This is a genomic window from Hyphobacterium sp., from assembly GCF_043584775.1.
GTDB lineage: Bacteria > Pseudomonadota > Alphaproteobacteria > Caulobacterales > Maricaulaceae > Hyphobacterium.
This window is the reverse complement of record NZ_CP121327.1, coordinates 898160-915532: the sequence shown is the minus strand read 5'-3', so window position 1 is coordinate 915532 and position 17373 is coordinate 898160. Positions and strand designations below refer to the sequence as shown.

Here is a 17373-nt window from a genome sequence, read left to right as displayed (position 1 = left end):
GCCCTGCAGACGGGTGCCTGCAAGGCGCAACAGAACTGTTGACCTCCCAATTGAGGACGGAGGCGACCTATAAAGCAAGGCCAAACCGCTGGATTTCGCCGCTGCAGCAAGGGATTCCGGCAGTTTTCCGCTGTTTTTTGCAGTCCGGCACGGCTTTTGCGGTTAACAAATCATTATGAACCGCAATGAGCCACCCATGAACACTGCCAACGCCCTGCGTATGATTCGGCTGATTCCCGCCCCGATTCTCGCTGCCATTGCCGGATTTGCTCTGGTGAAAGCCATCGGTCTGGACGGCCCCTGGCCCGAACTCGCCGGCGCAATCGCGGGCGGCTATGTCCTCGGCGTGATAGCGCGGCGGGCCAGGATCAGTTCGCGCTGAGCGACGCACCGTAAGCTTCGGCCAGTGGTCTCAGATCATCCGGTCTGTACAACGTGAACAGATCACGGACTGCCGCATCGGAGTCCGCCGCACTCTGATGATGATACTCACAAATCCGGAAACCCATCCAATAGCCGATCTGCGCCGGCCAATCTGCATGATCGGGATGACGTCCGGAAAACCAGCCCGGTACGGAAAAAGGCGGCGCATCCATCACGGCCTCAAACTCGGACCAAAGCGCCCGTTCATTGGCTTCACCGTAAACGTGCCGATCACCGAGGCGCCAGCCAGAGGCCAGATAAGTCAGATATTCCGCGCAGCCTTCTCGAACCGCGACCGCCAACATGTTGCCGCCTTCCGGACTGTAAATCGACCGATAAGCTTCCAGCCCGCCTTGGGCGGCGAGTTGAAGAACGTGGGCATTCTCATGAATGACAACCTGGGGCAGGTCACTGGCCTCAGCCCGGCCACCGGTGCCGCCGGGGAATTCCGACATGTCGGTTTCCGCCGTCAGCGCGATCATATCCACTGCGACGGCGATATTGATCTGCGGTCCCGCTGCTCCTGCGGCCAGCACCGGTGTCCCGCCCGCGCGCTGGTCAGCAACCATGAAATAAGTCGGCACCACCTCGCCCGCCGGCGCCATGGCTTCCAAGCGGCTCAGCGCTGACACGATCTCGGGTTCGCGCAATCGGATATAGCCCTCCAGTTCAGGAAGGCTGCGATAATAGCCCGGACGTTCCGAATAGGCGTCAGCGATGGACGCAGCACTGGTCTCATAGCGTTGCGCATACGCCTGAAAAACCGGACTGGCCTGCGCGACGTATGACTCCATCGCCGACAGAGGGGATTCCCCGGCCTCGATAGCATCCAGTGCCGCATTGAATTCCTGCAGGTCAACGAAGTGGAGTTCGGGGTCGGCATAAGCCGATGCGCCCCACACCAGACCGAGGCAAAAAGCGGTTTTGATCATTTTCATTGTGAGCTCTCTTTTTCAATCAACCGAAAAAGAGATGCGGAAAAAGCCACTTTCAGATGCACATCGATCAGCCAGCAGCGCCGTTATTGATCATGTAATAGGCATAACCCATGCCCATCAGGGCCATGACAATACCGCCAATCAGAACATAGATCATGGTGACAGCCGCAAATAGGGCACCCTTTAGAATCGTCCCCGTCAGGGTGGTCGCCAACACGCCCCTGCTACCTCTTACGAAGAATATCCAGTAGGACAGAAAGACGATCAGCGGCATCCAGCTGATCAGGAGTGTATTCCCGGTCAGGGCCGAAATAATCATGCCCGCAAGTCCGACGATCGTGCCGCCAGTGAGGACTCCGAATGTCAGATTTACGCGGGCCACCCAGTTCAGCGACTTGTTGAAGGTCCCGATCAGGAAAGCCGACAGAGCGGTAAACCCGCCAACGACAATGGCATGCAGAAATGTAGCGGCATTGCCGTAATGCTCAGCAATCTCCTCTATCGAAGCATTGAACAGCCCCTCTATGCGCGGAATGTTCTCAGGTTGAGCCTGCCACTGACTGACCAGAAGCCCCGCATAGCCGCCCCACAGGAAGGATATGAACACCTGCAGGGCAATCATCCCGACGAACAACCGGACAGCGGGCGTATAGGTTATCCGGTCATTCGCGGCATAAGACGCAAACACAACATTCGGCCGGATGACGATGTCCTTCAGCGTTTTCAGCGCACGAAAATTGACGCCAAACGCATCTTCCAGCGTGTTGTCGATTTCCTCGCGCTTGTCCGGACGCTGCGTATCATCCGGCTCCTGGCTCACACTTTCACCAGCATCTTTCCGGTATTGGCACCCGAAAACAGGCCAAGGAAAGCGTCGGGCATGTTCTCGATTCCCTCGACAATCGTATTGCGCGGCTTGACCTTGCCTTCGGCCATCCACTTGCCGAGATCGCCAATAAAGGCGGGCAGGAGGTCGAAATGGTCCGAGACGATGAAACCCTGTATCCGCAGGGACTTGCCGACAATATAGGTCAGATTATCGGTGATCTTCGCGCCCGGGTCATTATAGCGCTGGATCATGCCGCAAGCGGCAATCCGGCCCTTGGGCTTCAAAACTTCCAGTGCGGCGGTCCAGTGAGTGCCGCCGACATTTTCAAAGTAGGCATTCACACCGCCGCCATTTGCTTCGGCCACAGCCTTGTCGAGCCGGTCCACCGCCTTGTAATCCACCGCCGCATCGGCCCCGATGGACAGGCAATACTCCACCTTGTCCTGCCCGCCGGCCGTGGCCACGACCTTTGCGCCCATCGCCTTGGCAAACTGGATCGCGGCGGATCCCACCGCCCCGGCACCGGCGGAAACCCAGATGCTCTCGCCCGCCTGCAAATCGATGCAGCGCTTCAGCCCGACATAGGCCGTCATGCCGGTCAGCCCGGCAATGCCCAGATAGTCTTCCGGCGCAATGTGCGTGGTATCGATCTTGTTCAGGCCGGCTCCGTCCGAGATATAGGCTTCCCGCCAGCCATGCATGGAATTGACCCAGTCGCCTTCCTTGAACTTCGGATTATGGCTTTCCACAACCTGGCCGACGGCACCGCCATCCATCACGGCATCCAGAGCGAACGGATCGACATAGGTGCGCACACCGCTCATCCGCCCGCGCATATAGGGGTCAACCGACAGGAATTTGTTGGCCACCAATACCTCCCCTTCACCGGGGGATCCGATATCTGTCTCCGCCATTTTGAAATTGGCGGCGGTCGGCTCGGTCTTGGGATAGGCAGTCAGGTGAATTTCACGGGATTTCATAGCGTTACTTTCTGGGTCAAGGGAGGGTCAGCTCATCCGCATGAGCTCGAGGATGGACAGGTCATGCCCGATTTGCAGTGCAAAGTGCACCAGAGCAAGCTGCGCGATGGCAATCAGAACAAACATGATGGGCGTGACCATGACCTGGGCGAATATCTGCAGCCCGACCAGTAGCCGATTGGTCGAATAAAATCGGAACATGAGCCTGCCGATAGCGACGAAATACCAGATCAGCGATATTCCGAATCCGGCCCAGAAAATGGACGCATCGCGGAACAGGAAAAACAGGCCGAAGAACGGGAAAATGAGGATGTAGGACGCGTTCGTCGCCGACAGATAAACCAGCAAATGCCCGAAGAGTGACCGCCGCATATAGAAGAGTTTCAACAACAGCAGATAGGGCAGCGTCGACAGAAAGGTCAGCGGCATGGTGGTGAAAGAGGCGAGACGGCCGAGCGTCTGATCGACATTTGCCCGGCATTCCGCCATTGCATTCGACCTGAGAACCTCCAGCGCATCAGCCGACAAACTGCCTGGGTCCGGCATTTGCGAAAACATGACCTGACAATCCGGGGCTGTCATCAGCCACTCATTCATGGTCTCGGTATTCTCATTCACTTCCAGCGCCTGAAGCGTCATGCCGTTCGGCAGCTCGACCAGCGCCATGAAGACAAATTGAAGCCCGAACAGGACAAGAAAGAGCCGGATGACCGGCACGTATTTTTCGCGGTCACCGGCAAAGGCGGCCTCCACGACGCGCGGCGTATGAATGAAGGTGTCCCAGATGGTGCGGAATATGCGCGTATCCACGCCAATCGCGGCATCGGCGACATCATCGACGTCTGCGCGCGACGGGCGCGCATCGTCCGGCTTGTTCGGATCGCTCATCCGGTCCCTCCCTGCGCACAAACTAGCTGGCACGGCGAATCTCACAAGAGGCGAAACGCGGAAAAGTCCGGCAACAATTGTTGAAGCCTCTGACTGCAGCGTTTCCTTGCCGGTAAGGTCTTGCCTGCTAGTCAGCGTTCATGAGCACAACCGACACCCAGATGAAGGCGGGCGTGATTGGCGCTGGCGTTTTCGGCGGCCACCACGCGCGCAAATATGCAGCCTCTGATCGCGTGCAGCTGGCTGGCGTCTTCGACGTCGATGCCGAGCGCGCCGAATTACTGGCCCACCAGCTTGAAACCAGGCCCTATACCGACCTCGACGCCCTGATCGCAGATTGCGACGCCGTCACGGTCGCCAGTCCGGCAGTCAACCACTATGCCGGCGTGAAAGCCGCATTGCTGGCAGGCAAGCATGTCCTTGTTGAGAAGCCGCTGGCCGATACTGCGGCACGCGGCGAAGAGCTGATCCAGATCGCCCGCGCCCGAAATCTCGTCCTTCAGGTCGGCCATCAGGAACGCTTCGTGTTCAATGCCATGGGCGTGTTCGACATCGACGAAGCGCCCCGGCGCATCGCGGCCCGCCGCATGGGTGTGCGCTCGACCCGAAATCTGGATGTTTCCGTCACGGTGGACCTGATGATCCACGATCTTGATCTGGTCATGGCGCTGGCACGTTCGCCGCTTGCCAGCCTGGACGCAAACGCCAGCAAGATTTTCACAGACCTGCCGGATGCCGCCGATGTGCGCATGGTATTCGAGGATGGATTTGAAGCCGTGCTGGAATCCAGCCGGGCCGCCGAGGCGCTCGATCGCGTCATGCGCCTCGATTACGACAGCGGCTTTCTGGAAGTCGATTTCGTCGCCAAGACCTTCGTCAACGAGACCGGTTTTGATCTGAATGCCGACTTTGCCGAGGACCCGAAGGCGAAGGATTCGCTCGGTGCCAACGTCAATGCCTTCATCGAATCCGTGCTGGACGGAACACCCGTCGCCGTGCCGGCCGAAGCCGGTCTGGCCGCCCTCGCCGTCGCACGGGATATCGACCGGGCTGCGGCGCTCTGACTTCGCGCTTGAACCTGCGTCCTCGCAGGGCTAGATCGCGCCCATGACAACGCTGCGAATTGCTTCCGCCCAGCTGAACCCGACGGTCGGCGATATTTCCGGCAATCTGGAAAAGGCGCGGGCAGCCCGGGCCGAAGCCGCCGCGGGCGGCGCAGACCTTGTCGTTTACCCCGAGCTGTTCATCCTTGGCTATCCGCCTGAGGATCTGGTGCTGAAGCCGGCCGCGGTCGATGCCTGTCATGACGCCATAGAGGCTTTCGCAAAAGAGCCCGGCATCGCCGCACTGATCGGCACACCCTGGCGCAAAGACGGCAAGCTCTACAATGCTGTCGTCCTGATTGATGAGGGCAAGGTTCAAGCCGTTCGTTTCAAGCACGACCTGCCCAATTACGCCGTCTTCGATGAAAAGCGCGTTTTCGCGCCCGGCCCCCTGCCCGCACCGGTCGACTGGCGCGGTATCAAGCTGGGTCTGCCCATCTGCGAGGATATCTGGCTGGAAAACGCCCCGCGCGCCCTGGCCGCGGCGGGGGCCGAATTCTTCATCTCCATCAATGGCTCGCCCTGGCGGCGCACTATCGAAACCGAACGCCGCGAGGCGTTCAGGAACTGGTCCGACCTCAACGTGCCGCTGGTCTTCGTCAATCAGGTCGGCGGACAGGACGAGCTGGTCTTTGACGGCGCGTCCTTTGCCTGGAATCCGGATGGCGCAGAAATCCAGCGCCTGCCCGCCTTTGAAACCGCCATCGCCTTTGCCGACTGGACCAAGACCAATTCCGGCTGGACCGGCACCAGCGATCAGGCCTCCAGAGTTCTGACCGGGCTGGAAGCCGACTGGCAGGCCACCTGTCTGGCGCTGGGCGATTACGTCAACAAGAATGGCTTTCCCGGCGTCGTGCTTGGCATGTCGGGCGGCATTGATAGCGCCATCTCGGCCGCCATTGCCGCCGATGCGCTTGGCCCGGATCGCATCTGGGCGGTCATGATGCCGTCCAGATACACGTCCGATCACAGCCTTGAAGACGCCAGGGCCTGTGCCGAAGCGCTCGGCGTGCGCTATGACATCATTGATGTCGAGCCCGCCATTGCGGCCATGGGCGGCATCCTCGCCGATGCCTTCAAGGGCACGACGCCCGATGCGTCCGAGGAAAACATCCAGTCGCGCATGCGCGGCGTCGTGCTGATGGCGCTCTCCAACAAATTCGGCCCGATGGTCCTGTCGACCGGCAACAAGTCGGAAATGGCGGTGGGTTATGCCACCCTCTATGGCGATATGAATGGCGGCTATAACGCTTTGAAAGACATCTATAAATCGGAAGTCTATCAGCTCGCGCGCTGGCGCAATGAACAGAATGCCTCGCCCGGCCTTGCCCCCGCCGGCACGGTCATTCCGGAACGCATTATCACCAAGGCCCCGTCCGCCGAGCTGAAACCCGATCAGACCGATCAGGACAGCCTGCCCGATTATGATGTGCTGGATGAAATCCTTACCGGCCTCGTCGAAGACGAGTACGGGCCGAAGGAAATCGCGGCCCAAGGCCATGATCCGGCGCTGATCGCGCGCATCGAGAACATGCTCTACCGCGCCGAATACAAACGCCGGCAAGCGCCTCCGGGCGCCAAGATCGGGCGCAAGAATTTCGGCCGCGACCGCCGCTATCCGATTACGAACAAGTTCCGGTCGGTGAGGTAGCGACACTTTGCGGGTTTCTCGGCAGTTTAAGAGCTTGGGTAGCGACTAACCCGGGTCCCTCGGACTCGATCCGAGGGTCCATCTAGTTTTTCTGATGGATGCCCGGGTCGAGCCCGGGCACCCCGGTAATCGTGGGGCATCAAAGCCGGAAATTGGGGCCTTAATACTGCCTAGAAGCGGCGATTAGGTAATGCTGCGTCAAAATTGGGAGCCATTGATGTTCCGGATATTCATTATTTCGTTTGCACTGGCCTCGTCTCCCTCGTTTGCGCAAAGCTCCGAAGACTGGCCACCTCCACCGGGGCCAATTTGTGGTGAGGTCGAGTCCGGCGTAGTACCTGAGTTTCGTCGACATGAGGCAGAGCTAACCCCGGAACGATTTCGCGCCGCAATCGACGCGATGAATACGCATGTGCTGGAATGGACAATCGGAAGCACCGCTTACAATTTTCCGGGCTCAGAAGCCGACATGGCCTGGACAAATCATATGACCATCATCCGATTGTATGTCCTCAAGCTCGAAGCGTTGAGTGCAGAGGGCGAAGAACAACAACTGGCGATCAATCGGTTCTGTGATGCGCTTTCCACCGCGCTCGTTATGGATTAGCAGCACGGTCCAATTGCTATCCCTGCGGCAAATTCCGGCGGGGGTGGTGGTGCTGATTTCCCACCCACTCACCTCATCCTGAGGCGCTCGCGAAAGCGAGCCTCGAAGGAGGCGTCCAACGCTTTGCATGCTTCAAGGCTGCCCCTCCATAATGTCGGCTACTGTTGACCATCAATCATTTCACCGGGCGCGCCTTCGCCTTCATCGCCGTCAGTTTCCTCATCACCCGCTTGCGCTTCCACAGCGCGGGCGGCTTCGCGAGCGGCAGCGGCGCGAGCGGCTTCGCGCGCCGATGGACGGCGCATTTCCAGAGGCGTGACCAGATTGGAACTGGCCCCGCTGTCGCTCGTCCGGCGCGTCGCGGAATCTGTCGTTGTGGCGCATCCGGCAATGCACAGCCCGAAAAGGGCAACAAATAGAATTCTGATCATATCCCCGGCCCCTTCTGAACACTTGGCTCCACGATCGATAGCACGGATCGTTTCGTGAGGGTGAGTTGAATATTCAAAAGTATGGCAACATGACCGCCACCGCAGACCGGCGCTGCGAACCGCCCCTCACCCTTGCCGCAATCGCGCATCAGCGCTAAGCCGCGCGCTTCTGTTTCAGCAGGTAAATTCCATGAGCACCAAAGTCCGCTTCGCCCCCAGTCCGACCGGCAAATTGCATGTCGGCAATGTCCGCACCGCCCTGACCAACGTGCTGCATGCGCGCCAGACCGGCGGAGTCTTTGTGCTGCGGATTGACGATACGGATCTGGAACGCTCGACCAAGGCGTTTGAAGACGGCATCCGCAAGGATCTCAGCTGGCTGGGCCTGAATTGGGACGAGACCTTCAAACAGTCGGATCGCTTTGATCAATATGATGCCGCGGCACAGAAGCTGAAGGATATGGGGCTCCTCTATCCGGCCTACGAAACCGGTGACGAGCTCGACCGCAAACGCAAGATCCAGCGCGCACAGGGCAAGCCGCCCGTCTATGACCGCGCCGCTTTGAAGCTGACGGACGACCAGAAGGCCGCCTATGAGGCGGAGGGCCGCAAGCCGCACTGGCGCTTCAAGCTGTCGGGCAATCCGGTCAGCTGGAATGATCTCATTCGCGGTGAAACGACGATTGAAACCTCTTCGCTCTCTGATCCGATCCTGATCCGCGAGGATGGCTCCTATCTCTACACCCTGCCCAGCGTCGTCGATGATATCGATGCGGGCATCACCACGATTATTCGCGGTGAAGACCACACCACGAATTCGGGTGCGCAGATCGAGATTTTCCTTGCCCTTGGCGGCAAGGCCCCGGAATTCGGTCACCAGGCGCTACTGGTCGGTGCCGATGGCGGCAAGCTGTCAAAACGCCTGGGCACGCTGGCCATCGAGGATTTGCGCGAAAGCGAGGGCATCGAGCCGATGGCAATCCTGTCCCTGCTCGCCAAGATCGGCACGTCCGATCCGATTGATGCCTATACCGATATCCAGACCCTGATCGACCAGTTTTCGTTCGAGAAATATTCGCGCGCACCGGCACGGTTTGATCCGGAAGAGTTAAAGCGCATCAATGCCCGCGTCCTGCACCAGCTCTCCTATGCGGAGGTGAAGGACCGCCTTGCGGCCATGGGCGCCGATGGCGGCGAAGCCTTCTGGCATGCCGTCGCACCCAATCTAGAGCGCCTGTCGGATGCCACGAGCTGGTATACGCTGATCGAAGGACCGGTCACGCCGGTGATCGAGGATGCAGATTATATCGCCGCGGCCGCCGCCAGCCTGCCGGACGGCGAGTTGACCGGCGACAGCTGGGGGGAATGGACCGGCAAGCTGAAAGAGGCCACCGGACGCAAGGGTCGCGACCTTTTCATGCCGCTGCGCCTCGCTCTGACCGGCGAAAAGCATGGACCGGACATGTCGGAACTCTTGCCGCTTATCGGACGCGAACGTGTCCTGGAACGCCTGAACGGCTAGTCGCCAAGTTTGCCCAGAAGATGGTCGATGGCCTCGCCGGCTTCGGTGTGGACGCTGACATGATCGTGGAAGCCATCCGGCGTGAAGCCCTCCTGTTCTGTGCGATAGAGCAGCTTGAAGAAGGGCTCCCAGAAGGCCTCGACATCCAGGAAAGCCACCGGCTTGTCATGCTGGGACAAGCGCTGGCGAGACAAAACGTCGAAGATTTCTTCCAGCGTGCCAACGCCGCCCGGCATGATCAGGAAGGCATCGCTTTCCTCGATCAGCATGTTCTTGCGGATCGACATTGTGGTGACAATACGGGTCTCGGCTTCCTCGTACAGGCCCTCGGTCTTGATCATGAATTCGGGAATCACGCCCAGCACCTTGCCGCCGGATTCCAGGGCCGAATGGGCGGCCTGCCCCATCAGGCCAACATCACCGCCCCCATAGACCAGACGGCAATTGCGATCGGCGATAGCTTTTCCGGCTGAACGCGCTGCCGTGACATAGGCAGGGCTGCGCCCCGTAGCTGAACCGCAAAAAACACCAATCGACCGTAGTTTCGCCATTTCTATGTGCCCTTCTGACTGTGAAAGAGATCATAAGCCGCGATTGTGCATGTTGCGACAGTCGATGGCCGTGGTAGACCAGTAAAAAAAGGAGTTCGGCATGACCGCCATGCGGTCCCTCATTCTCGCCGCCATTCTGGGCGCTCTCGCAATCGGCGCAGCTGCCGTTTTCGTGCTTACGCGCGCGCCTGCCCCTGTAGAGGTCGCGGAGACATCGGCACCAACACAATCCGCGGTCAGTGAAGACATGTTGCCGACGACGCCGGCACCGACCTTCGACATTGTCCGAATCGACCCGGCCGGTACAGCTGTTATCGCCGGCCGCGGCGTGCCGGAATGGACGTTGCAGATTCTGGCCGATGGCGACTCCATCGCCGAAACCGAAATCGATGATCGCGGCGAGTGGGTGATTATTCTCAACGCCCCCTTGCCGGCAGGTTCAATCGAATTGTCTCTGGCCATGGAATCCCCGACCGGCGAAATCATTTCCTCCGAGCAAACGGTTCTGGTGTCGATTCCGGAGTCCCGCGACGAAATTCCACTCGTCATCATTACGCGCCCGGGCGAGGCCAGCGAGGTTCGCCAGGGACCGATGACCGGTGTTTCGACCGGACCGCTTTCGCTTGAAACCGTCGATTATGATGATGAAGGTGCCGTGATTTTCGCGGGCCGCGCGACGCCGGGCAATCGCGTCCGCGTCTTTGCCAATGGCGCCATCGTCGGTGAAACCAGCGCCAATCCGGATGGCCGCTGGTCCTTGCGGGCCGCGGAAACCCTCGCGCCGGGAATTTACGATCTGCAGATCGACATGTTGTCGATTGATGGTCAGGTGGAAGCCGTAATCGCTCTGCCGTTCGAGCGCGTTGCACCGGAAGATATCCAGCTTGGCGAAGGCCGGGTTATCGTGCAGCCCGGTAACAGCCTCTGGCGGATCGCCCGCCGGGTCTATGGCGAGGGTTTGCGCTATACGGTGATCTATCGCGCCAACCAGGACCAGATCCGCGATCCCGACCTGATCTATCCGGGCCAGGTTTTCTCGACACCCAGTCAAGGTGACATTCCGCAGGATGAAAACGACGACGGCTAGGCCGCGCGGGAGCTTCCCGTGCGGGCAGCCGTCAGCGCCTCGGCAATCCGGAACGCCATATCCAGCGCCTGATCGGCATTGAGCCGCGGGTCACAATGGGTGTGATAGCGGGACGACAAATCCGCTTCGGTGAGCGCTTTGGCGCCGCCAACGCATTCGGTCACATCGCGGCCTGTCATTTCAAAATGCACACCGCCCGGATAGGCACCCTCACCCGAAACGGCCTGCATGAAGCCTTCCAGCTCATTCAGGACTCGGTCGAAATCGCGGGTTTTATAGCCGCTATCCGTCTTTACGGTGTTGCCGTGCATCGGATCGCACGACCACACGACCGACCGGCCCTCACGTTCCACGGCCCGCACCAGATGCGGCAGTCGCTCCCGCACGCGGTCAGCGCCCATCCGGCTGATCAGGACGATCCGGCCCGCTTCATTATCGGGGTTCAGCTTGTCGAGGACCGGGAAGAGATCATCCGGCTCCATGGTGGGCCCGCACTTCATGCCGATCGGATTCATGACACCGCGCGCGAATTCAACATGCGCGCCTTCCGGATGGCGTGTCCGCTCGCCAATCCACAGCATATGCGCCGATGTCGCCAGCCAGGCATCTCCCGTGGAGTCGCGCCGCGTCAGCGCTTCCTCAAAGGGCAGATGCAAGGCTTCATGGCTGGTATAGAAATCAACGCCTTCCAGACTGCGCGCGGCATCACCGGTAACGCCGCAGGCCCGCATGAAAGCGAGCGCTTCCGAAATACGCCCTGCCAATTCGGCATAACGATCACTGGCCGGGGAATCCTTGATGAATTCCAGCGTCCACTGATGGACATTGCCAAGGTCGGCAAAGCCGCCGGATGCAAAAGCCCGCAACAGATTGATCGTCGCGGCCGATTGTTCATACGAACGGATCAGTCGCTGCGGATCCGGACGGCGTGCCTCCGCCTCGAACGCCATATCGTTGACGCTGTCGCCGCGATAGCTGGGCAATTCGACCCCGTTCTGCGTTTCAAACGGATTGGAGCGGGGCTTGGTAAACTGACCGGCAATCCGCCCCACTTTCACAACCGGCTTGGCAGCTGCAAACGTCAGGATGACCGCCATCTGCAGAATGACACGGAAAGTATCGCGGACATGATCCGCCGAAAATTCCTTGAAACTCTCGGCGCAATCCCCGCCCTGCAACAGGAAAGCCTTGCCGGCCGCTACATCCGCCAGCTGCCGACGCAAACGCCGGGCTTCTCCGGCAAAGACCAAAGGCGGCTTTACCGCAAGCTCAGCCTCGACGCGCTGCAGGTCCGCGGCATCGGGATAATCCGGCAGCTGGGCTGCGGCTTTGTCCCTCCAGGAGGCAGGTGTCCAGCTCATGAGATTTCCGGCGGTGTCCATTTTTCCTTGAGCGTCACCAATTCCTCGGCGACAGTCGGGTGAACCGCGCAAGTCGCATCAAACTGCGCCTTGGTCAAACCGGCTTTCACGGCAATTCCGACAGCCTGAATGATTTCCGGGCTGTCATCCCCGGCCATATGCACTCCGACAACGCGTTGATCATCCTGTTTGACGACGAGCTTCACCAGCATCCGGCTTTCCGATCCGGACAGCGCATTTTTCATTGGCTTGAAGGTCGCTTTGTAGATGTCGACATCGCCAAAGGTTTTGCGGGCTTCGTGCTCGGTCAAGCCAACCACACCAACCGGCGGCTGGGTAAAGACCGCGCTGGCGACATCGGCATGATCGAAGGCCGTCGGCTCGTCGCCGAAAACGGTTGCGGCAAACGCCGCGCCTTCTCGGATCGCCACAGGCGTCAGATTGATACGATTGGTGACGTCGCCCACTGCGTAAATATTATCGATATTGGTCCGGGAAAAACGGTCCACGATGATGGCACCATTGTCCGACGTCTCCACACCGGCTTTATCAAGCCCGAGGCCTTTGGTGTGCGCATCGCGTCCGACCGCCTGAATGACGACATCCGCTTCCAGTTCTTCTCCGGTATCGGTGAAGACCCGGCGCTGGCCGTTGAACGTGTCCTCGATGCGGACGATATTGGCGTGAGTCATCACACGAACGCCCGAACGCTTCAGCTCGCCATGGATATGGGCGCGAATATCATCATCAAAGCCGCGCAAGACGGTATCGCCGCGATAGATCTGGCAGACATCGGATCCAAGTCCGGCAAAGACCTGAGCGAACTCGCACGCAATATAGCCGCCCCCTGCGATCACGACTTTCTGCGGCCGTGATTTCAGCAGGAAGACTTCATTTGACGATGTGGCGAGTTCCGCACCTTCGATTTCCAGGCTGGCCGGCGAACCGCCGACGGCCACCAGAATGTATTTCGCCGTTATGGTTTTGCCGCCATTGACCAGCCGAACCGTATGCCTGTCTTCCAGCTCGGCGCGGTCCTGGAAAATCTCGACGCCCGAATTGGACAGGTTTTTCCAGTAAATGCCGGAAAGGCGGTCGACCTCATCGTGAAGGTTGGACGTGAGTTTGGACCAGTCATGGCTGACATCGCCGACACTCCAACCATAGCCTTCCGCCTCCTTGAAGGCCTTGCCATAGGCCGCCGCATAAACGAGGAATTTTTTCGGCACACAGCCGCGGATCACACAGGTCCCGCCGACGCGATATTCTTCAGCAATGGCCACACGGGCGCCGCGCATAGCCGCCATACGCGCCGCTCGGACCCCGCCGGAGCCCGCACCAATGACGAAAAGGTCGTAATCAAAATCTGTCAAAACTATTGCCGCCTACAATTCCATAATCCGTGCGCCACGATCTTCACCGACGATGACGACGCGCGCCAGACCGATGAACAGGCCGTGTTCCACAACGCCGGGAATGTGAACAAGCCGGTCAGCCAGGCCCGGCGCGTCCGGGATAGATTTGCAGGCGCAATCAAGGATGTAGTGCCCGCCATCCGTGATGAAAGGCTCAAGCCCATCACCGCGGCGGCGCAAATTCACCTCGCCACGTGCAATGCCGGTCGCCCGCATCGCATCAAATATCTTTTTAGCCGTAATCGTGAAGGCAAATGGATCCACCTCGACGGGCAAGGGAAAATCGCCCAATTGTTCCTTCAGCTTGGTTTCATCGATGATGACGACCATCAAATCCGAGGCATGGGCGATAATTTTCTCACGCAGCAGGCACCCGCCACCGCCCTTGATCAGCTGGAATCGGCCATCCACTTCATCTGCCCCGTCAACTGTGACATGGATCCGGTCGACATGATCAATGGGCTTCAGCGCAATTCCGACGTCCTTTGCGAGCTGTGCCGTTTGTTCCGAGGTCGGCACACCGATAATGTTCAAGCCGCCCCGAACCCGCTCGCCCAGCTGCTTTACAAACACTTCAGCCGTCGATCCGGACCCGAGTCCAACCGTCATGCCGTCGCTGACATATTCCAGCGCCGCCGCGGCAGCGTTGATTTTCTGCTGAGACGCGCTCACGAGTTTACGCCGGCCAGGAGGACGTATTTCAGCTCGGTGAATTCCTCCACGCCCCATTTGCCGCCTTCACGGCCAATGCCGGACTCCTTCATTCCACCAAACGGCGTCGAGGCCGACCCGACCATCGGGGCGTTCACGCCCACCATACCGTAGTCGAGCCCCTCGGACATGCGGTGCACGCGGCCGATATCGCGCGTGTAGAGATAGGCCGCCAACCCGTAGGGCGTGTCATTGGCGAGCTCGATAATCTCTTTTTCGTCCTTGGCGCGATAAACCGAAGCAACCGGACCAAAAATCTCGCTCCGGGCAATCGCCTGATCGAAGTTTCCGCCTTCAAGAAGCGTTGGCGCATAAAAGGAGCCGCCCAGCTCATCGGCGAGGGGCTGTCCACCGACCCGAACACGAGCGCCCCCGGCAACCGCATCCTTCACCAGTTGATCAACGCGGGCCACCGCCTCATCGTGGATCAGCGGGCCGATATCGCTGCCGGAGTCGAAGCCATCGCCGGCCTTGATCTTGGCAATTTTCGCTTCGAGCAATTCGAGAAACGGATCGGCCGCGCCGTTCTGGACAATGATACGGTTTGGCGACACGCATGTCTGTCCACCCGAGCGGAATTTGGCCTGCGCCACACCTGCAGCGGCGGATTCAAGGTCCGCATCGTCCATGACGATGAAGGGCGCATTCCCGCCGAGTTCCAACGCAACACGTTTCACGCCGTCAGCCGCCTGGCGCATGATCAGCTTGCCGACTTCGGTCGAACCCGTGAATCCGATCATGCGGACTTCGGGCGACCCGATCATGACGGGACCAAGGTCCTCGGCATTACCGCAAATCACATTGAAGACGCCGGCGGGAAAACCCGCACGATGCGCCAGCTCGGCCAGAGCAAGAGCCGTCAACGGCGTCTCAGGCGCCGGCTTGATCACAATGGAACACCCGGCAGCCAGCGCCGGTGCGGCCTTTCGGGTGATCATCGCTGAGGGAAAATTCCAGGGCGTGATACAGGACACGACGCCGACAGGCTGATGGAGCGTCCAGCCACGCGTACCCGGAAATGGCACGGTGACGGTCTCGCCATGAATACGGACGGCTTCCTGCGCCGACCATTCGATGAAGGCAGATCCGTAAGCCACCTCGCCTTTGGCTTCGGCCCACGGCTTGCCCATTTCGGATGTGATCAGAGTCGCCAGATCATCAGCATTCTCATTGATCAGGTTATACCATTTGATCAATATCCTTGTGCGCTCGAACGGTGACGTCTTGCGCCAAATTTTGAAGCCTTCCGATGCGGCAGCGATCGCTGCTTTCGCACCATCGGCCCCGACATCGGATACGTCAGCCAGCTTGCTCCGGTTGGCCGGGTTGTCCACCGCGAAGGTCTTGGCACCGGAATGCCATTCTCCGCCAAAATAGGACTGGGTCTTGAAAAGAGTCTTGTCCTTCAGCCGATCGGACAGGTTCATTTTAACGCTCCGCTTTTCGCTTTTGCATCGCCGCGCGAAAACGCGACGCCCAGCCGTTCTTGTTTACCTGCTTGGCGCGTCCCAACGCCAGAGCATCTTCTGGCACATCATCCGTCACCACGCCGCCCGAGCCCGTATAGGCACCTTTGCCGATGGTGACCGGAGCGACCAGCGACGAATTCGAGCCAACAAACGCGCCATCGCCAATAACGGTCTGATACTTTCCAAAGCCGTCATAATTGCAGGTGATGGTACCCGCGCCGATATTCGCCTTCGCGCCAACCGTTGCATCCCCGATATAGGAAAGATGATTGGCTTTTGCACCGGGGCCGAAGGTCGATTTCTTCACTTCAACGAAATTGCCGATGCGGGCCCCCGGCCCGATATCCGCTCCCGGGCGAAGCCGCGCATACGGCCCGATATCCGCACCGGAACGTATGATGCACCCCTCCAGATGGGAGAAGGCGTGAATGATGGCACCGTCCTCGACCGTGACTCCCGGCCCGAAAACGACATTCGGCTCGATGATGACATCACGGCCGATTTGCGTGTCATATGCGATGAAAACCGTTTCGGGGGCCGTCAGCGTCACGCCTGCGCGCATCACTTCTTCGCGGCGGCGGCGCTGCCAGCTGGCTTCGGCTTCGGCGAGGTCGACGCGGGAATTCACACCGAGCACTTCGGCTTCATCGCCTTCCACCGCAATCGCTTTCAGTCCGCGCTTGCGCGCAAGTCCGACCACATCGGTCAGATAATACTCGCCATTCGCGTTTTCATTCGTGACTTCACCGAGCAGGTCGAACAGGAGTGGCGCAGGCGCAGCCAGAACGCCCGAATTGACAAAGCCGATTGCGCGCTCTTCCTCGCTGGCATCTTTGAACTCGACAATCCGGTCGAGAATGCCGTCTTTCACAACAAGCCGCCCATAAGCGCCGGCGTCCTCGGGCGTAAAGCCCAGCACCGCGACCGACGCACCCGATTCGAGCGCCGAAAACACCTTTTCGACCGTCTCCGCCGTAATCAGGGGGGTGTCGCCGTAGAGAACAATGACGTTTCCGATGAAACCGGCCATGGCGGCTTCGGCACACTGGACGGCGTGTCCCGTCCCCTGCGGCGGATCCTGCAACGCCGTCAGCGTATTGTTCGCTTCGCCCAATTCACCGATTTGCGGGGATTTGTTGCCATAGACGGACACAATGCGCTCCGCGCCCGTTTTGCGCGCCAAATCAATCGACCATTCCAGCATCGGGCGTCCGCCAACCTGGTGCATACATTTTGGCAGATCGGATTTCATTCGAGTGCCAAGGCCAGCGGCGAGTATAATCGCGGCGCGAGGTGCGGTCATATGCGGCTCCTGATCCCTACTGCGTTGCAAATCGGATAACGGGCTATAGACCATTCAAATACAGGAAGCGACCGCCTGTTTGGGGGAGATCGCAGACTTGAGGG

Annotated in this window: 17 protein-coding genes; 6 read left to right on the top strand and 11 right to left on the bottom strand. The window is 59.5% G+C overall.

The window, feature by feature from the left end; translation table 11 throughout:
- Positions 1 to 196: 196 nt before the first annotated feature.
- Entirely contained in the window at positions 197 to 382 is a 186-nt protein-coding gene (locus P0D52_RS04440; protein ID WP_394694234.1) for a hypothetical protein, read from the top strand.
- Here the strand turns inward: P0D52_RS04440 and P0D52_RS04435 are convergent.
- The 4 genes from P0D52_RS04435 to P0D52_RS04420 all read right to left on the bottom strand — a co-directional run bounded on the left by P0D52_RS04435 (position 369) and on the right by P0D52_RS04420 (position 4058).
- Positions 369 to 1361: a hypothetical protein gene (locus tag P0D52_RS04435; RefSeq protein WP_394694233.1), complete on the bottom strand. Its 993-nt coding sequence runs from the start codon at positions 1359 to 1361 to the stop codon at positions 369 to 371. The two genes, P0D52_RS04440 and P0D52_RS04435, sit on opposite strands and share 14 nt — an antisense overlap.
- A 67-nt stretch (positions 1362 to 1428) precedes the next feature.
- Positions 1429 to 2181 (bottom strand): hypothetical protein, encoded by a 753-nt coding sequence (locus tag P0D52_RS04430; RefSeq protein WP_394694232.1) that lies wholly within the window; start codon positions 2179 to 2181, stop codon positions 1429 to 1431.
- Positions 2178 to 3170, bottom strand: a complete 993-nt coding sequence (locus P0D52_RS04425; protein WP_394694231.1) for an NADP-dependent oxidoreductase — start codon at positions 3168 to 3170, stop codon at positions 2178 to 2180. Before P0D52_RS04425 ends, P0D52_RS04430 begins: the two co-directional genes overlap by 4 nt.
- Before the next feature lie 27 nt (positions 3171 to 3197).
- Positions 3198 to 4058, bottom strand: a complete 861-nt coding sequence (locus P0D52_RS04420; RefSeq protein ID WP_394694230.1) for a hypothetical protein — start codon at positions 4056 to 4058, stop codon at positions 3198 to 3200.
- A gap of 140 nt (positions 4059 to 4198) precedes the next feature.
- Between P0D52_RS04420 and P0D52_RS04415 the strand changes: the two genes are divergently transcribed.
- The 3 genes from P0D52_RS04415 to P0D52_RS04405 all read left to right on the top strand — a co-directional run bounded on the left by P0D52_RS04415 (position 4199) and on the right by P0D52_RS04405 (position 7419).
- Positions 4199 to 5122, top strand: a complete 924-nt coding sequence (locus tag P0D52_RS04415; RefSeq protein WP_394694229.1) for a Gfo/Idh/MocA family protein — start codon at positions 4199 to 4201, stop codon at positions 5120 to 5122.
- Between the two features lie 43 nt (positions 5123 to 5165).
- Complete coding sequence (locus P0D52_RS04410) at positions 5166 to 6812, top strand: NAD+ synthase (protein WP_394694228.1); 1647 nt, start codon at positions 5166 to 5168, stop codon at positions 6810 to 6812.
- A 217-nt stretch (positions 6813 to 7029) separates the two neighbouring features.
- Positions 7030 to 7419 (top strand): hypothetical protein, encoded by a 390-nt coding sequence (locus P0D52_RS04405; protein WP_394694227.1) that lies wholly within the window; start codon positions 7030 to 7032, stop codon positions 7417 to 7419.
- Positions 7420 to 7577: 158 nt separating this feature from the next.
- Here P0D52_RS04405 and P0D52_RS04400 read toward each other — a convergent pair whose 3' ends face one another.
- Positions 7578 to 7850 (bottom strand): hypothetical protein, encoded by a 273-nt coding sequence (locus tag P0D52_RS04400; RefSeq protein WP_394694226.1) that lies wholly within the window; start codon positions 7848 to 7850, stop codon positions 7578 to 7580.
- A gap of 190 nt (positions 7851 to 8040) precedes the next feature.
- On the opposite strand from P0D52_RS04400, the gene gltX reads away from it, so the two are divergent.
- On the top strand, positions 8041 to 9372 hold the full coding sequence (gene gltX, locus P0D52_RS04395; RefSeq protein WP_394694225.1) for a glutamate--tRNA ligase: 1332 nt from the start codon (positions 8041 to 8043) through the stop codon (positions 9370 to 9372).
- Here the strand turns inward: gltX and P0D52_RS04390 are convergent.
- Positions 9369 to 9923 carry a TIGR00730 family Rossman fold protein gene (locus P0D52_RS04390; RefSeq protein WP_394694224.1) on the bottom strand — a complete coding sequence of 185 codons (555 nt, stop codon included), beginning with the start codon at positions 9921 to 9923 and terminating at the stop codon, positions 9369 to 9371. The two genes, gltX and P0D52_RS04390, sit on opposite strands and share 4 nt — an antisense overlap.
- A 100-nt stretch (positions 9924 to 10023) precedes the next feature.
- Between P0D52_RS04390 and P0D52_RS04385 the strand changes: the two genes are divergently transcribed.
- The gene (locus tag P0D52_RS04385) at positions 10024 to 11010 is read left to right on the top strand and encodes a LysM peptidoglycan-binding domain-containing protein (protein WP_394694223.1); all 987 of its coding nucleotides are present in this window, start codon (positions 10024 to 10026) and stop codon (positions 11008 to 11010) included.
- On the opposite strand, the gene P0D52_RS04380 is transcribed toward P0D52_RS04385, so the two are convergent.
- Genes P0D52_RS04380 through glmU form a run of 5 tightly spaced genes read right to left on the bottom strand, consistent with a single transcriptional unit; the run spans position 11007 to position 17269 of the window.
- Positions 11007 to 12371, bottom strand: coding sequence for a class II 3-deoxy-7-phosphoheptulonate synthase (locus P0D52_RS04380; protein ID WP_394694222.1), 1365 nt, complete (start codon positions 12369 to 12371; stop codon positions 11007 to 11009). The genes P0D52_RS04385 and P0D52_RS04380 overlap by 4 nt on opposite strands.
- The gene (gene gor, locus P0D52_RS04375; RefSeq protein WP_394694221.1) at positions 12368 to 13744 is read right to left on the bottom strand and encodes a glutathione-disulfide reductase; all 1377 of its coding nucleotides are present in this window, start codon (positions 13742 to 13744) and stop codon (positions 12368 to 12370) included. Before gor ends, P0D52_RS04380 begins: the two co-directional genes overlap by 4 nt.
- Positions 13745 to 13756: 12 nt before the next feature.
- A complete protein-coding gene (gene rpiA / locus P0D52_RS04370; RefSeq protein ID WP_394694220.1) occupies positions 13757 to 14458 on the bottom strand; it encodes a ribose-5-phosphate isomerase RpiA in 702 nt (233 codons plus the stop codon).
- A complete protein-coding gene (locus P0D52_RS04365; protein ID WP_394694219.1) occupies positions 14455 to 15924 on the bottom strand; it encodes an NAD-dependent succinate-semialdehyde dehydrogenase in 1470 nt (489 codons plus the stop codon). Before P0D52_RS04365 ends, rpiA begins: the two co-directional genes overlap by 4 nt.
- Before the next feature lies 1 nt (position 15925).
- A complete protein-coding gene (gene glmU / locus P0D52_RS04360) occupies positions 15926 to 17269 on the bottom strand; it encodes a bifunctional UDP-N-acetylglucosamine diphosphorylase/glucosamine-1-phosphate N-acetyltransferase GlmU (protein WP_394694218.1) in 1344 nt (447 codons plus the stop codon).
- Positions 17270 to 17373 lie beyond the last annotated feature (104 nt).

Excerpts from the sequence above, each read along its gene's own strand:
- P0D52_RS04435 (WP_394694233.1), bottom strand. The coding sequence starts at position 1,361 with ATGAAAATGATCAAAACCGCTTTTTGCCTCGGTCTGGTGTGGGGCGCA.
- P0D52_RS04385 (WP_394694223.1), top strand. The coding sequence starts at position 10,024 with ATGACCGCCATGCGGTCCCTCATTCTCGCCGCCATTCTGGGCGCTCTC.
- glmU (WP_394694218.1), bottom strand. The coding sequence starts at position 17,269 with ATGACCGCACCTCGCGCCGCGATTATACTCGCCGCTGGCCTTGGCACT.
- P0D52_RS04415 (WP_394694229.1), top strand. The coding sequence starts at position 4,199 with ATGAGCACAACCGACACCCAGATGAAGGCGGGCGTGATTGGCGCTGGC.
- P0D52_RS04390 (WP_394694224.1), bottom strand. The coding sequence starts at position 9,923 with ATGGCGAAACTACGGTCGATTGGTGTTTTTTGCGGTTCAGCTACGGGG.
- P0D52_RS04400 (WP_394694226.1), bottom strand. The coding sequence starts at position 7,850 with ATGATCAGAATTCTATTTGTTGCCCTTTTCGGGCTGTGCATTGCCGGA.
- P0D52_RS04380 (WP_394694222.1), bottom strand. The coding sequence starts at position 12,371 with ATGAGCTGGACACCTGCCTCCTGGAGGGACAAAGCCGCAGCCCAGCTG.
- P0D52_RS04410 (WP_394694228.1), top strand. The coding sequence starts at position 5,166 with ATGACAACGCTGCGAATTGCTTCCGCCCAGCTGAACCCGACGGTCGGC.
- P0D52_RS04440 (WP_394694234.1), top strand. The coding sequence starts at position 197 with ATGAACACTGCCAACGCCCTGCGTATGATTCGGCTGATTCCCGCCCCG.
- P0D52_RS04405 (WP_394694227.1), top strand. The coding sequence starts at position 7,030 with ATGTTCCGGATATTCATTATTTCGTTTGCACTGGCCTCGTCTCCCTCG.
- P0D52_RS04425 (WP_394694231.1), bottom strand. The coding sequence starts at position 3,170 with ATGAAATCCCGTGAAATTCACCTGACTGCCTATCCCAAGACCGAGCCG.
- P0D52_RS04420 (WP_394694230.1), bottom strand. The coding sequence starts at position 4,058 with ATGAGCGATCCGAACAAGCCGGACGATGCGCGCCCGTCGCGCGCAGAC.
- gltX (WP_394694225.1), top strand. The coding sequence starts at position 8,041 with ATGAGCACCAAAGTCCGCTTCGCCCCCAGTCCGACCGGCAAATTGCAT.
- P0D52_RS04365 (WP_394694219.1), bottom strand. The coding sequence starts at position 15,924 with ATGAACCTGTCCGATCGGCTGAAGGACAAGACTCTTTTCAAGACCCAG.